Annotated in this window: 12 protein-coding genes; 5 read left to right on the top strand and 7 right to left on the bottom strand. The window is 32.8% G+C overall.

Annotation, left to right across the window (positions count from 1 at the left end):
- Position 1: 1 nt before the first annotated feature.
- From D6200_RS10665 to D6200_RS10655, 3 genes are read right to left on the bottom strand one after another with little or no spacing between them, the layout of a single operon-like run.
- Positions 2-1132: an endonuclease gene (locus D6200_RS10665; RefSeq protein ID WP_073182373.1), complete on the bottom strand. Its 1131-nt coding sequence runs from the start codon at positions 1130-1132 to the stop codon at positions 2-4.
- A gap of 18 nt (positions 1133-1150) precedes the next feature.
- On the bottom strand, positions 1151-1765 hold the full coding sequence (locus tag D6200_RS10660) for an FAD-dependent oxidoreductase (RefSeq protein ID WP_073182374.1): 615 nt from the start codon (positions 1763-1765) through the stop codon (positions 1151-1153).
- 2 nt (positions 1766-1767) lie between these two features.
- A complete protein-coding gene (locus tag D6200_RS10655) occupies positions 1768-2349 on the bottom strand; it encodes a MarC family protein (RefSeq protein ID WP_047788084.1) in 582 nt (193 codons plus the stop codon).
- A 110-nt stretch (positions 2350-2459) separates the two neighbouring features.
- On the opposite strand from D6200_RS10655, the gene D6200_RS10650 reads away from it, so the two are divergent.
- Complete coding sequence (locus D6200_RS10650) at positions 2460-3032, top strand: DUF3109 family protein (RefSeq protein ID WP_047788085.1); 573 nt, start codon at positions 2460-2462, stop codon at positions 3030-3032.
- 52 nt (positions 3033-3084) lie between these two features.
- Here the strand turns inward: D6200_RS10650 and D6200_RS10645 are convergent, their stop codons facing one another.
- The 4 genes from D6200_RS10645 to trxA all read right to left on the bottom strand — a co-directional run bounded on the left by D6200_RS10645 (position 3085) and on the right by trxA (position 8741).
- Positions 3085-4422 carry a deoxyguanosinetriphosphate triphosphohydrolase gene (locus D6200_RS10645; RefSeq protein WP_073182733.1) on the bottom strand — a complete coding sequence of 446 codons (1338 nt, stop codon included), beginning with the start codon at positions 4420-4422 and terminating at the stop codon, positions 3085-3087.
- 121 nt (positions 4423-4543) lie between these two features.
- Complete coding sequence (locus D6200_RS10640; protein ID WP_073182375.1) at positions 4544-6931, bottom strand: ribonucleoside-diphosphate reductase subunit alpha; 2388 nt, start codon at positions 6929-6931, stop codon at positions 4544-4546.
- Between the two features lie 174 nt (positions 6932-7105).
- Positions 7106-8077: a ribonucleotide-diphosphate reductase subunit beta gene (locus D6200_RS10635; RefSeq protein WP_047788089.1), complete on the bottom strand. Its 972-nt coding sequence runs from the start codon at positions 8075-8077 to the stop codon at positions 7106-7108.
- Positions 8078-8381: 304 nt separating this feature from the next.
- Positions 8382-8741 (bottom strand): thioredoxin, encoded by a 360-nt coding sequence (gene trxA, locus D6200_RS10630; protein ID WP_047788090.1) that lies wholly within the window; start codon positions 8739-8741, stop codon positions 8382-8384.
- A gap of 141 nt (positions 8742-8882) precedes the next feature.
- On the opposite strand from trxA, the gene D6200_RS10625 reads away from it, so the two are divergent.
- The 4 genes from D6200_RS10625 to rimK all read left to right on the top strand — a co-directional run bounded on the left by D6200_RS10625 (position 8883) and on the right by rimK (position 14677).
- On the top strand, positions 8883-11042 hold the full coding sequence (locus D6200_RS10625) for a prolyl oligopeptidase family serine peptidase (protein WP_073182376.1): 2160 nt from the start codon (positions 8883-8885) through the stop codon (positions 11040-11042).
- A gap of 113 nt (positions 11043-11155) precedes the next feature.
- On the top strand, positions 11156-13258 hold the full coding sequence (locus D6200_RS10620) for a M13 family metallopeptidase (protein ID WP_073182377.1): 2103 nt from the start codon (positions 11156-11158) through the stop codon (positions 13256-13258).
- A gap of 129 nt (positions 13259-13387) precedes the next feature.
- Entirely contained in the window at positions 13388-13801 is a 414-nt protein-coding gene (locus tag D6200_RS10615; protein ID WP_073182378.1) for an ATP-dependent zinc protease family protein, read from the top strand.
- Positions 13802-13804: 3 nt separating this feature from the next.
- A complete protein-coding gene (rimK, locus tag D6200_RS10610) occupies positions 13805-14677 on the top strand; it encodes a 30S ribosomal protein S6--L-glutamate ligase (RefSeq protein WP_073182379.1) in 873 nt (290 codons plus the stop codon).
- Positions 14678-14683: the final 6 nt, after the last annotated feature.

Raw genomic sequence — 14683 nt, 5'->3', positions numbered from 1 at the left:
ACTACTCCCAAGTATTTTCAGCTGCATCACCATTCCAAATAACCGTAGCTAAATACGGATTATCAATAAACGGATTTCTATTTCCTTGCGCGTTAGCAATTACGTTGTTACGTTGTTTTTCAAAATCAGACACAGGATCTTCAGCATTCCATTGTAACAATAAAGTAACCATATTGCTATCAGAAGCTGTAACAGAACCGACAGCTACATTCTTTGGTAAACATCTATCTCCATATCGCAAGTACATATACATCATCATACGAGCGACATCTCCTTTCCATTCATTACCAGGGTACCAGTTCCCTGAAACGTCTCCGGCATTCCCTGTACCTGCAGCAAATAATTTATTCCCTCTTTGAGAATTAAAAGTTACATCTGAAGGCCTTAAATGATGCGCATCTGCCCCTGGACCTGAAGTTCCTAAATTTGGATTTCCTAATGACTTAGGGTATACATGCTCTCTATTCCAATCTCCTGTATTTCCTCCATTGGCATCTTTACTACGAGTTCTATCTGTTACATAATTACCATCTGTATCGTCATGACCATAAATTAAAACTACTTTGCTATTATCGTTAGGGTCTAAATCTGATTGTTTTAATACATTCCAAACATCTGGCGTATAATCTAAGAAGGTAGTATGACTATTAATAATTTCAGTAGCTAAAATATCTTTTAAAGAACTTCCTGTTAAGGTAAAGTCTACATCTTTATAATATTCTGATAATTCAGAAGGGATATTAAAACTTCCTGGATTACCATTGGCTGAAGCATTTATATTAATGATTACCGTTGCAGTAGAACAATTACTTGGCGTAATTGTACTGCAAATAGTATACTTAAAAGAATCTGTACCTACAAAATCTTGTGCTGGCGTGTATATAAAAGCATTATTGCTCTTAACTATAGTTCCATTTCTTGCAGAACTAGTCTCAAACGTTACTTTTACATTTCCTGAAGTATAAGTATCATTCTCTAAAAAACTAGCTAATACATTCTCTTTATTTTCTTCAGCTTCAAAGGAATCATCAACAGCTACTACTTTATCTTCTGTTGGTACAACATCACTATCACTTCCTCCACAATTAATAAACAACATTAAAATTGTTATTATTCCTATTATTTTCTTCATGATTCTATCTTAAATAACTTAGTCTTTTTTATGTTTATCATGTACTTTGGTAGGTACATTATCATTCCATACTGTTAAAATATCTGTCGCTACACTTGCTCCACTTCCTGCTGCAATTGCAAACTGACTTCTCCACCCAGCTAAGGTTCCACAAACATATAACCCTTCTTTTATTAAGTGGTTGAAATTACGTAACTGAATTCTATCTTTCATAGCATTTGCTCTAATATGACGCTCTACATATTGTTCTAAACCAGCTATTTCAAAAGGTTTTGAATAGTTTAGGGCTATAACAACTGTTTTACTGTAATATTCATTTTTATTAGTGATTATCTTATATCCATTTTTATCATCCAAAACAGCTATCACTTTTTCATTTTCAATTTGAGATACTTCTGGATATAAATTTTTTAACTGATTTCTACCGCTTTCTAGAATATCTTTTCCTAAAGTTTCTGGAGCTAAGCCTAGAACATTATTAAAGAGAGCATCTTGTAGGTGAGAAGAACGCTGATGCATTATAATTCCAACTGTTTTTCCTTTTGCATATTCTTTAGTAAGTGCAGAACCTAAAACTAAAGCGCATTGCATACCTGATACTCCTCCTCCAACAATAAGTACATCAAAAACCATAGTTAAGCTACTAACATTTTAAAGTTAGCCGCAAATAATTTAACTGCAATAGCTAACAAGATTACACCAAATATTTTTCTTATAATTTTTATTCCGTTTGGTCCAATTACTTTTTCAATTTTTCTGGACGTTTTTAACACAATATAAATTACAATTACATTTAATAAAACGGCTACAATAATATTTTCAAGGTTAAACTCTGCACGTAATGAAAGTAGTGTTGTTAAGCTACCAGGACCTGCTATTAATGGGAAAGCTAAAGGAAAAACAGTTGCACTTAATGCTTCCTCATCATCTTCTTTGTAAAGAGTAATTCCTAATATCATTTCTAATGCTAGGAAAAACAAGATAAAAGCACCTGCTACCGCAAATGAGTGTACATCTATACCTATTAAATTTAATAGTCTCTGTCCTAAGAATAAAAACAGAATCATAATAAATCCTGCTATTACAGAAGCTTTTTCTGATTGAATGTGTCCTACTTTTTTACGTAAATCAATAATGATAGGAATGTTTCCAACAATATCAATTACCGCAAATAATACCATAAAGGCTGTGAAGATTTCTTTGAAGTTAAAGTCCATAGTTGCTATATTTTCGCGTGCAAAATTATATAAGTAATGTTACAATCTAGTATTTTTGCATTTAAATTTACAAGAAGTTAATATAAACTTCCCAATATTAAAGACATTTTATGTTTCAATTAGGAAAAACCATCGTTTCAGAAGACCTTATAGAAAAAGAGTTTGTTTGTAACTTATCTGCATGTAAAGGGGCTTGTTGTATAGATGGCGATGCGGGAGCACCCCTTGAAAAAGAGGAAACAATAATTTTAGAAGAAATATACCCAAAAATTAAACCTTTTTTACGAAAAGAAGGAATTGAAGCTATTGAAAAACAAGGTACTTGGATTACTAGTGATTTTGGTGAACTGGAAACTCCTTTAATTAATGATGCCGATTGTGCTTATGTTATTTTTGATGATAAAGGCACTGCCTTATGTGCAATTGAAGAAGCATATAACCAAGGTATTGTAGATTGGAAAAAACCCGTTTCTTGCCATTTGTATCCTGTTCGTGTAAAGGATTATAGTGAATTTGCTGCCGTAAACTACCACAAATGGGAAATTTGCGACGATGCTTGTTCTTTAGGTAAAGAATTACAAGTTCCTGTATACAAATTTGTAAAACAAGCTTTAATTAGAAAGTTCGGCCAAAACTGGTATGATGAACTTGAAAAAACAGCAGAAAAATATTTAAAAAAATAAGATAAAAAACGACGCTATTTAGCGTCGTTTTTTATCTTATTAGTATATATACTTAACTAATATTTCCCATTATTTTTCTATGTAAACGAATAGCATATCCATCAGATAAACCTGCAACATAGCTTGAAATTTGCATAATTCTATCATATAAGCTTTCTTTATCTTGTTGATATTCCTGTGGAATTAGATTAAGTACTAACTTATCATAATTAGATTGTTTATCATCAAATTTATTATTTAAAGCAGTTACAAAAACATCTAGAAGATCTGCTATGATTTTATATCCTGCAACTTCTTTTTCAACAACCTCTTTACTTCTGTAAATTTTATCAACACTTAATTTAATAATATCATTAATCTGAGCTTCATATTTACATTTATCTAATAACCCTTTATCAAAGGTTCCATTTAAAATAGCTTTTTCATTATCTAAAAAGATGGCTACTGCTTCATTAATTAATACTCCTATGGCTAAGGCACGTAAATAACTTACACGATCTTTAGTATGCTGTAATGAATGGTATTTTTTACTATCAATCGTATCTTTTACCAACTTAATCATATATTCTAAGGCATAATCTTCTTCAATTAAACCTAGATTGATTCCATCTTCAAAATCGATAATTGTATAACAAATATCATCAGCTGCTTCAACTAAGTATGCTAATGGGTGACGATAATAAGAAACACCTTCAGATTCTTTTTTCAATAATCCTAAATCTTGCACAACATCTAAAAAAGCATCTTTTTCTGATTGAAAAAAGCCATATTTCTTATCTACTATATGCTTAGTAGGCTTCTTCGGTAAACTCTCTTTAGGATACTTTAAAAAAGCTCCTAGCGTTGCATATGATAAACGTAACCCTCCTTGAATTCCTTCTCTATTTTCTGTAAGAATTTTAAACCCATTAGCATTTCCTTCAAAATCTATTAAATCTTGATATTCTAAATCGGTTAATTGGTCTTTATACTGAAGTCCTTTTCCTGTTTTAAAATACTCTCCAATGGCTTTCTCTCCTGAATGTCCGAATGGTGGATTCCCAATATCGTGCATTACTGATGCCGCAGCTACAATAGCTCCAAAATCATTAAAAGTGTATCCTAGTTCTTTTAATTTTGGGTGGCGCTCTAGTAATTCTTTACCTACTCTTCGTCCCAACGTGCGCCCTACAACTGATACTTCTAAACTATGCGTTAAACGTGTATGAACAAAATCGGTTTTTGATAATGGAATTACTTGTGTTTTATCTTGCAAACTACGAAAAGCCGATGAAAATATAATTCTATCAAAATCTACCTCAAAACCTAAACGAGTTTCATCTTGTTTTGCACGTTCACGTTTTTGGGTATCACCAAAACGCTTTAAAGATAGGAGTTGTTCCCAGTTCATCATTAGAGTAAAATTTTTTTCGAAAATACTAAAAAAGAGAAGCCTTTCGACCTCTCTTTATCACTTTTAATTTTGCTTCGATTACGCTAAGCAGTTTTTAATAAATAATTAAAACTAATTCTTAAGATCCACACATTAAACAATCGTCTGGTCCTTCTGCATTTTTAGAAGCTTCAACCATCGCTTTGAATTCATCTGTACTCATTGGCTTGTCTTCTTCCTTCTTTTCTACATTTAACGTGAATTGCTTCGCATTTACTGCAGATTTTGTACGTAAATAGTACATTCCTGTTTTTAATCCAGATTTCCATGCGTAGAAGTGCATTGAGGTTAACTTCGCATAATCAGGATCTTGCATAAATAAGTTTAACGATTGAGATTGATCGATAAAGTATCCTCTATGACGTGCCATATCGATAATATCTTTCATACTCATTTCCCAAACGGTTTTGTATAAATCTTTTAAGTTTTGTGGAATAGCATCAATATGTTGAATTGATCCGTTGGCACGCATAATATCTTCCTTCATATCATTATCCCATAAACCTAACTCTACTAAATCTTCTAATAAATGTTTATTTACTACGATAAACTCTCCTGATAATACTCTACGTGTGTAGATATTAGAAGTATATGGTTCAAAAGCTTCATTGTTTCCTAATATTTGAGAGGTAGATGCTGTAGGCATTGGCGCTACTAATAATGAGTTACGAACTCCATGTTTTTTTACGTTTTTTCGTAGTTTTTCCCAATCCCAACGACCGCTCAACTCATCGTCTTTGATTCCCCACATATTGTGCTGGAATTCTCCTTGTGACATTGGGGAACCTTCATAAGTTGAATAGGCCCCTTTTGTTTTAGCAACTTCCATTGATGAGGTTACAGCTGCAAAATATAATGTCTCAAAAATTTCTTGGTTAAGCTTTTTCGCTTCTTCTGAAGTAAACGGTAAACGTAACATAATAAAAGCATCAGCTAACCCTTGAATTCCTAATCCTACTGGACGGTGACGGAAATTAGAGTTTTCTGCTTCTTTTACAGGATAATAGTTACGATCAATTACTGTATCTAAATTACGGATTACTTTTTTCGTTACTTTAAATAACTTTTGATGATCGAAGAACTTATTTCCGTTTTCATCTTCTGCAACAAACATTGGTATTGCTATTGATGCTAAGTTACATACTGCTACTTCATCTTCTGCAGTATACTCCATAATCTCAGTACATAAATTTGAAGAACGAATCGTTCCTAAATTCTTTTGATTTGACTTACGGTTTGCTGCATCTTTATACAACATGTACGGAGTACCTGTTTCTATTTGTGATTCTAAGATTTTCTCCCATAAATCACGTGCTTTAATAGTTTTTCTTCCTTTCCCAGCAGCTTCATAACTTGTATACAAACGCTCAAACTCTTCACCATACGTATCGTATAAATGAGGGCACTCATGTGGACACATTAACGTCCAGTCAGCATCTTCTTGCACACGCTTCATGAATAAGTCTGAAATCCACATTGCATAGAATAAATCACGCGCACGCATTTCTTCTTTACCGTGGTTTTTCTTCAGGTCTAAAAAGTCAAAAATATCTGCATGCCAAGGCTCTAAATACATTGCAAAAGAACCTTTACGTTTTCCTCCTCCTTGATCTACATAACGTGCTGTATCGTTAAATACACGTAACATTGGTACAATACCATTTGATGTTCCGTTAGTACCTGCAATATAACTTCCCGTAGCACGGATATTGTGAATAGATAAACCTATACCTCCTGCAGATTGTGAAATTTTAGCTGTCTGTTTTAAAGTATCATAAATTCCATCAATACTATCGTCTTGCATTTGTAGCAAGAAACAAGATGACATTTGTGGTTTTGGCGTACCTGAGTTAAATAATGTTGGTGTTGCATGCGTAAAATATTTTTTACTCATCAATTCGTATGTAGCAATTGCCTCGTCAATATCTTCTTTGTGAATACCTATCGCAACACGCATTAACATTTGTTGTGGACGTTCAACAATGTTTCCGTTTAACTTTAATAAATAAGAACGTTCTAATGTTTTAAAACCAAAATAATCGTAATTAAAATCACGACTGTAGATAATTGTTGAATCTAATTTATCGGCATTATTCATGATAATTTTGTACACATCATCTGCTAGTAAAGGAGCTTTATTTCCTGTACGTGGATTGATATATTCGTACAAATCGGTCATTGTTTCCGAAAACGATTTTTTGGTATTCTTATGTAAGTTAGATACGGCAATTCTCGCTGCTAATTTCGCATAATCAGGATGAGCAGTTGTCATTGTCGCAGCAATTTCTGCTGCTAAGTTATCTAATTCAGAAGTAGTTACCCCATCATACAGTCCTTCAATAACACGCATTGCTACTTTTACTGGATCAACTATATTGTTTAATCCATAACACATTTTTCTAACCCTTGCTGTGATTTTATCGAACATCACAGGCTCTTTTCTGCCGTCTCTTTTTACTACATACATATTGATATTGGTTTTTGTTGGTTAATAGCGTCGTCAAAACATAGTTGTTTATGACAACATGTAAAATGTTAATACTAGTTTGTTTCTTTTGAAACGATTATAATGCTAAAGCACTGAAAAAAGTGCTCTAGCTGAGTAATACTGCATGTAGGGGAAATAGCAGCTTATTGGTTCCTAAAAATCTGCATCAAAGCTGATGCTTCCTGTACCTCCAGATTTTACTCCGGCTTTTTGGTACTCTGATACTCTTTTTTCAAAGAAGTTAGTTTTTCCTTCCAAAGAAATCATTTCCATGAAATCAAATGGATTGGTAGACTCATACTCTTTTTCGCATCCGAATTCTAAAAGTAGTCTATCGGTAACATATTCTAAATACTGAGTCATTAACGTTGCATTCATACCTATTAAACTCACAGGTAAAGACTCCGTTATAAATTCTCTTTCAATATCTAAAGCTGAGATAATAATATCTCTTATTCTTTCTTTTGGCACTTTGTTTACTAAGTGATTGTTGTGTAAGTGTACAGCAAAATCACAATGCATACCCTCATCACGAGAAATTAACTCGTTTGAGAATGTTAACCCAGGTAATAACCCACGTTTCTTTAACCAGAAAATTGAACAGAAAGAACCTGAAAAGAAAATTCCTTCAACTGCTGCAAAAGCAATTAAACGCTCAGCAAACGAATCAGATTCAATCCATTTTAAAGCCCAATCTGCTTTCTTTTTAATTGCTGGAAAAACTTCAATTGCCTTGAATAACCTATCTTTCTCTTCTTCATCCTTTATATATGTATCAATTAATAATGAATACGTTTCTGAATGAATATTTTCCATCATGATTTGGAAACCATAAAAGAATTTTGCTTCTGAGTATTGAACTTCATTTACAAAGTTTTCTGCTAAATTTTCATTTACAATTCCATCAGATGCAGCAAAAAATGCTAAAACATGCTTAATAAAGTAACGCTCATCGTCTGTTAGTTTAGTGTTCCAGTCTGTTAAGTCTGAATGTAAATCAATTTCTTCAGCAGTCCAAAAACAAGCTTGTTGCTTTTTATACCATTCCCATAAGTCATTATGTTGAATTGGAAAAATTACAAATCTGTCTTTGTTTTCTTGTAAAATTGGTTCAATCGATGCCATGCTTTTTAAGCTCTTTTTAGTGTGTTATTTTTATTCCCTGAGTACAGAAACAAAGATTGGAAAAATTGCTATATTTTGAAAGCTATACTTATTCACAAATCCCTTGAAGTTTTTAACAAAACACTTTTTTTCCTTCAATTTACAATATTTTTTACATTTTACAAAAACCTACAAATCAAATACTTAAAATTAAAAAAAATGCTTGACAAGTGATACTCACTGAGTTTCTTATTTTGTGTTTAAACATAAAAAAAGTGACACTTTTTGCGCCACTTTTTAAACCTTTGTATTCTTCTTTTTTAGGTTATTTTTTAACCTTTAAAACATCCTCTATTATTTGTTCAATTTGTTTTTTTGGTAATGCTCCATGAGCCATTTGAGGTTCATCGTTAGCAGGACAAAATAACATAGAAGGAATACTTCTTATTCCAAAAGCAGCAGCTAATTCTTGTTCTGCTTCTGTATCTATTTTATAAATATGAACTTTCCCTTCATACTCTGCACTTAATTCTTCCAAAACAGGAGCTAATGCTTTACATGGTCCACACCAATCAGCATAAAAATCAATTATTGCAGGTAATTCTCCTTCAAACTTCCATTCTTTATTTTCTTCATAATTAAAAACCTTTTTTAAAAAAGCTTCTTTGTTTAAATTTTCAGTCATGCTTATTGTATTATAATTACGTAAAGGTAGTCGTTTTTATTTCAATAGATTTACAAAGCTGTTTTTGTTAAAATCATCTTAAAATAAATGACTATGAGTGTTTTTCTTCTAACTTTGGTCTAATTAACCAATTTTTTAATCATGAGAAAAATCCTTCTTCCCATTATTTGTGCAGGAACAATTTTAGTTTCTTGTAAAGAAGAAAAGCAATCTAAAAAAAATATTAGTGTGAACTATCCAGAAACAACTAAAAAGCCTGTTGTAGATGAATATTTTGGTACTAAAGTAACTGATAACTATCGTTGGTTAGAAGACGATAGAAGTACCGAAACTGAAGCTTGGGTAAAAGCTGAAAATGAAGTTACTTTCGATTACTTAGACAAAATTCCATATCGTAAACAGTTAAAAGACCGTTTATCTGAGTTATGGAACTATGAAAAAGTAGGAACTCCATTTAAAGAAGGTGATTACACCTATTTTTATAAAAACAATGGATTACAAAACCAATATGTTCTATACAGAAAAGATAAAGAGGGTAAAGAAGAAGTTTTCTTAGATCCTAATACGTTTGCTGAAGATGGAACTACATCGTTAGGTTCAGTAAGCTTTACCAAAGACGGAAAAACTGTAGCCTATGCAATCTCTGAAGGAGGAAGTGATTGGAGAAAGGTTATTATAATGGATGCTGAAACCAAAGAAATTAAAGAAGATACTTTAGTTGATGTAAAATTTTCTGGAATAGCTTGGAAAGGAAACGAAGGTTTTTACTATTCTAGTTATGACAAACCTAAAGGAAGTGAATTATCTGCTAAAACAGATCAACATAAATTATACTTCCATAAGTTAGGAACTCCTCAAAGTTCCGATGAAGTTATTTTTGGGGCTACTCCAGAAGAAAAACACCGTTATGTTGGTGGATATTTAACAGAAGACAACAAATATCTATTAATTTCTGCTTCAACCTCAACTTCTGGAAACAAGTTATTTATTAAAGATTTAACAAACCCTAATAGTAAATTAACACCTATCATTGACAATTTTGATAGTGATACTGGTGTAATAGACAGTAGAGGAAGTAAATTATACTTAGTTACTAACTTGAATGCTCCTAACAAGAAAATTGTTACTGTAGATGCTGCAAACCCAACACCTGAAAACTGGGTAGATTTTATTCCTGAAACTGAAAATGTATTATCTCCATCAACAGGAGCTGGGTACTTCTTTGCAAAGTATATGGTAGATGCTGTTTCTAAAGTATTACAATATGATTTTGATGGAAAATTAATCAGAGAAGTAAAATTACCAGGCGTAGGTTCTGCAGGTGGTTTTGGAGGAAAAACTGATGCAAAAGAATTATACTTCTCTTTCACAAACTATAACACTCCTAGTTCTTCATATAAGTTCAACCCAGAAGATGGAACTTATGAACTATATTGGAAGCCTGCTATTTCGTTCAACGCAGATGAGTATGAAAGTAAACAAGTATTCTACACGTCAAAAGATGGAACAAAAGTTCCTATGATTATTACCTATAAAAAAGGATTAGAGTTAAACGGTAAAAATCCAACTATTTTATATGGTTATGGCGGATTCAATGTAAGCTTAACTCCTAGCTTTAGTATTGCCAATGCCGTTTGGATGGAACAAGGTGGTGTATATGCTGTACCAAACTTACGTGGTGGTGGTGAATATGGTAAAAAATGGCACGATGCAGGTACACAGTTAAAAAAGCAAAATGTATTTGATGATTTTATTGCTGCTGCTGAATACCTAATTAAAGAAAATTATACTTCTTCTGATTACTTAGCTATTAGAGGAGGATCAAACGGAGGTTTATTAGTAGGAGCTACGATGACACAACGTCCTGATTTAATGAAGGTAGCTTTACCTGCAGTAGGCGTGTTAGATATGTTACGTTACCACACATTTACAGCTGGAGCAGGTTGGGCGTATGACTACGGAACTTCTGAACAAAGCAAAGAAATGTTTGAATACTTAAAAGGATATTCACCAGTACACAATGTAAAAGAAGGTACTCAATATCCTGCAACTATGGTAACCACAGGAGACCATGACGATCGTGTAGTACCAGCTCACAGTTTTAAGTTTGCTGCTGAATTACAAGAGAAACAACAAGGAGACAACCCTGTATTAATTAGAATTGAAACCAATGCGGGTCATGGAGCAGGAACTCCTGTAGCAAAAACTATTGAGCAGTATGCTGATATTTTTGGATTTACATTATTCAACATGGGCTTTGAAACATTACCAAATGCTCCAAAATCGAAAATAAAAAGTTAAAAACTGTAACATTTTTATAAAAACAGACTCTTATTTAGAGTAAATTTACTACCTCGGGGCAAAATCCTCGAGGTAGTTTGTTAAAATTAAGATTCATTCAAAAAACATTAAAAATGAAAACCATTCACAAAATGCTGTTTACTACTGCCGTTGCTTCTTTAGGAGTTATTGCATGTAAAACAGATAAAAAGCCTGAAGAAAAAGTACAGGCAATTGTTTTAGAAAACATGGATACTTCGGTTAAGCCTACCGATGATTTCTTTAGATATGTTAACGGTTCTTGGATTGATAACACTGAAATTCCTGCTGATGAAACTTCTTGGGGAGGATTTAATCAATTAAGAAAAACCACTACCAAAGATGTATTAGCTATCTTAAACAAGGCTATTGAAGAAGGTAACTTCCCAAAAATAAAAGATGCTGAAGGAAACGAAATAGATTCTGATCAAGAAAAAGCGGTAAACTACTACGAAACCATCATGGATACCGTAGCTAGAAATAAAGCGGGTAAAGCACCTGTACAACCTTTTCTTGAAAAAATTGAAGAAATTAAAGACTTAAACGACGTACAAACTTTCATTACCAATATGGCTCCTTATGGAGGTGCTGGTTTTTATGGTTTTGGAGTGTTTAACGACCTTAAGAACAGTAGTATGAATGCGGGTTACATGGGAGCTGGCGGACTTGGTTTATCAAGAGATTACTACGTAGATGAAAAGGTAAAAGACAAGCTTGAAAAATATGAGGTGTTTGTAGCTAAAATGTTGCAAGAGTTTGGTGATGATGAAGCTACAGCTAAAAAGAATGCAGCAACTATTGTTGCTTTTGAAAAGAGTTTAGCTGAACCTAGAATGACAAAAGAAGAGCGTAGAGATACACGTAAAATTTACAACCCAATGACCCTTGCTGAATTAGCTGAATTGGCTCCTGTAATTGATTGGGAAGCTCATTTAAAAGGAATTGGTGTTGATCTTGAAGGATTAGATGGTTCTAAAGGTCTTGAAAAGATTATTGTTACAGATCCAGGATATTTCAAAGCAATGAATGAAGTACTTAAAAATAGTCCTATTGAAACAGTTAAATTATCATTACGTTGGAATGCTATTAACAACTCATTAGGTTTATTATCTACTGATTTAGAAAAAGCTAACTGGGAATTCTACAGTAAAGAAATGCGTGGAGCTAAACAACAACGTCCAAGAGACGAACGTGCTTTAGCTAATTTAAATGGAGCTATTGGCGAAGCTTTAGGTAAGTTATATGTAGATGAGAAATTTCCACCAGAAGCGAAGCAAAAAGCTAAGGAAATGATTGATAACGTAATGTTAGGTTTTGAAAAACGTATTGCGCAATTACCTTGGATGAGTGCTGAAACTAAAGAAAAAGCATTAGAAAAATTACACAAATTAACTGTTAAAATTGCATATCCTGATAAATGGAAAGACTACTCAACTTTACTTGTTAAAGGATTAGATGAGGGAGGTACCTATTTTGACAACGCCGTTAATGTTCGTAAGTGGAACTTTGAAAAAGATATGGCCAAGTTAGGTAAAGAAGTAGATAGAACTGAGTGGGGAATGTCTCCTCAAACTGTTAACGCTTATTTTAATCCTGTAAACAACGAAATCGTATTCCCAGCAGCTATTTTACAACCTCCTTTTTATAACTACAAAGCTGATGAAGCTGTAAACTATGGAGGAATTGGAGCTGTTATTGGCCACGAAATTTCACATAGTTTTGATGATTCTGGAGCTCGTTTTGACGGTGACGGAAACTTAAAAAATTGGTGGACAGAAGAAGATTCAGAAAAGTTCAAAGAAGCAGGAAGTAAATTAATAAAGCAATTTAGTGATATTGTTGCTATTGATAGTATGAACTTAAATGGTGAGTTTACTTTAGGTGAAAATATTGGTGATTTAGGTGGTGTACAAGCTGCTTATGAAGGATTACAAATTTTCTTAGAAAAGAATGGTCGTCCAGAAAAAATTGACGGATTTACTCCTGAACAACGTTTCTTTCTTTCTTGGGGAACTATTTGGAGAACTAAAATGCGTGATGAAGCATTAAAAAACCGTATCATGACTGATACACACGCTCCTGGAATGTACAGAGCTTATATGCCTCTTAAAAACGTAGATGCTTTTTATGAAGCATTTGATGTTAAAGAAGGAGACAAAATGTACTTAAAACCAGAAGATCGTGTAAGAATTTGGTAAATTCAATTAAAAAATAAGTACCTTTAAACCAGTGTATATACACTGGTTTTTTGTTTTCCAAAAATTAACAACAAGTTTTGTATATTCCAAAAAATAGTAAGTAATTCGCCCTCCTTAATTTTTAATAGAATGAGACTAATTGGAAGGATTGAAAAAATATCCTTTTTAAACTGGGAAATAGAAGATTTACCTGTAAAAATTGATACAGGAGCCTATACTTCTGCAATACATTGTAAACATATTGAAGAAAAAGACGGAGTATTAGAGTTTATATTACTCTGCCCAAAAACAGAAAAATATAATAATAAATTGCTCCAAACAACAAAGTATAAAGTTAAAAGCATAAGAAGCTCAAACGGAAATAAACAAAAAAGATATGTTGTTTCTACATCCGCTATTTTTTATGGAAAAAAATATAAAATAAAACTATCACTATCAGATAGAGGTAAAATGAATTATCCAGTATTAATTGGTAGAAAATTTTTAAACAAAAAATTTATTGTGGACGTTTCACAAAAAAACATCACATCAAAAGAAATATAAAAAATGAAAATTGTTGTTCTTTCTAGAAACCCTAAATTATATTCAACCAAACACTTAGTAGAAGCAGGCGAAAAAAGAGGACATGAAATGGTCGTATTAGACCATACCAAATGTGATCTTATTATCGAAAAAAGAAAGCCTGCGATAGTATACAATCATGAGCTTGTAACCGATGTTGACGCTATTATTCCTCGTATTGGTGCTTCAGTTACTTTTTATGGTACCGCAGTTGTACGTCAATTCGAAATGATGAAAGTATTTTCTGCTGTAGAGTCTCAAGCTTTGGTACGCTCTAGAGATAAACTAAGTAGTTTACAAGTACTTTCAAGAGCAAATTTAGGACTTCCAAAAACGGTTTTCACCAATTATTCAAAAGATACTTCAGAAATTATAAAAAAAGTAGGTGGAGCTCCTTTAATTGTTAAACTTTTAGAAGGAACACAAGGCTTAGGTGTTGTGTTAGCAGAAACCAAAAAAGCCGCAGAATCTGTTATAGAAGCTTTTAATGGTTTGCAAGCTCGTGTAATTGTTCAAGAATATATTAAAGAAGCTAAAGGTGCTGATATTCGTGTTTTTGTGGTAGATGGTGTTGTTGTTGGAGCTATGAAGCGTCAAGGAAAAGAAGGTGAATTTAGATCCAACCTACATAGGGGAGGAACTTCAGAAATTATAGAATTAACTGATGAAGAAGAAAACGCTGCTTTAAAAGCTGTAAAAGCAATGAAATTAGGTATCGCCGGTGTAGACATGTTACAGTCTGATAGAGGTCCTTTGATTTTAGAAGTTAATTCTTCTCCTGGTTTAGAGGGCATTGAAAAAGCCACTGGAAAAGATATAGCAAAAAGTATTATACGTTACGTAGAAAGAAGTGCTTAAAATCAA

This window comes from Tenacibaculum mesophilum (genome assembly GCF_003867075.1).
GTDB lineage: Bacteria > Bacteroidota > Bacteroidia > Flavobacteriales > Flavobacteriaceae > Polaribacter > Polaribacter mesophilus.
Note: the sequence above shows the minus strand (reverse complement) of the source record. Positions and strands in the feature narration are given on the sequence as shown.

What these genes read in the sequence shown, in the direction of transcription:
- D6200_RS10635 (WP_047788089.1), bottom strand. Translation starts at nt 8,077, where the DNA reads ATGGCATCGATTGAACCAATTTTACAAGAAAACAAAGACAGATTTGTA.
- D6200_RS10640 (WP_073182375.1), bottom strand. Translation starts at nt 6,931, where the DNA reads ATGTATGTAGTAAAAAGAGACGGCAGAAAAGAGCCTGTGATGTTCGAT.
- D6200_RS10620 (WP_073182377.1), top strand. Translation starts at nt 11,156, where the DNA reads ATGAAAACCATTCACAAAATGCTGTTTACTACTGCCGTTGCTTCTTTA.
- D6200_RS10645 (WP_073182733.1), bottom strand. Translation starts at nt 4,422, where the DNA reads ATGAACTGGGAACAACTCCTATCTTTAAAGCGTTTTGGTGATACCCAA.
- D6200_RS10615 (WP_073182378.1), top strand. Translation starts at nt 13,388, where the DNA reads ATGAGACTAATTGGAAGGATTGAAAAAATATCCTTTTTAAACTGGGAA.
- D6200_RS10655 (WP_047788084.1), bottom strand. Translation starts at nt 2,349, where the DNA reads ATGGACTTTAACTTCAAAGAAATCTTCACAGCCTTTATGGTATTATTT.
- D6200_RS10665 (WP_073182373.1), bottom strand. Translation starts at nt 1,132, where the DNA reads ATGAAGAAAATAATAGGAATAATAACAATTTTAATGTTGTTTATTAAT.
- D6200_RS10660 (WP_073182374.1), bottom strand. Translation starts at nt 1,765, where the DNA reads ATGGTTTTTGATGTACTTATTGTTGGAGGAGGAGTATCAGGTATGCAA.
- trxA (WP_047788090.1), bottom strand. Translation starts at nt 8,741, where the DNA reads ATGACTGAAAATTTAAACAAAGAAGCTTTTTTAAAAAAGGTTTTTAAT.
- D6200_RS10650 (WP_047788085.1), top strand. Translation starts at nt 2,460, where the DNA reads ATGTTTCAATTAGGAAAAACCATCGTTTCAGAAGACCTTATAGAAAAA.
- D6200_RS10625 (WP_073182376.1), top strand. Translation starts at nt 8,883, where the DNA reads ATGAGAAAAATCCTTCTTCCCATTATTTGTGCAGGAACAATTTTAGTT.
- rimK (WP_073182379.1), top strand. Translation starts at nt 13,805, where the DNA reads ATGAAAATTGTTGTTCTTTCTAGAAACCCTAAATTATATTCAACCAAA.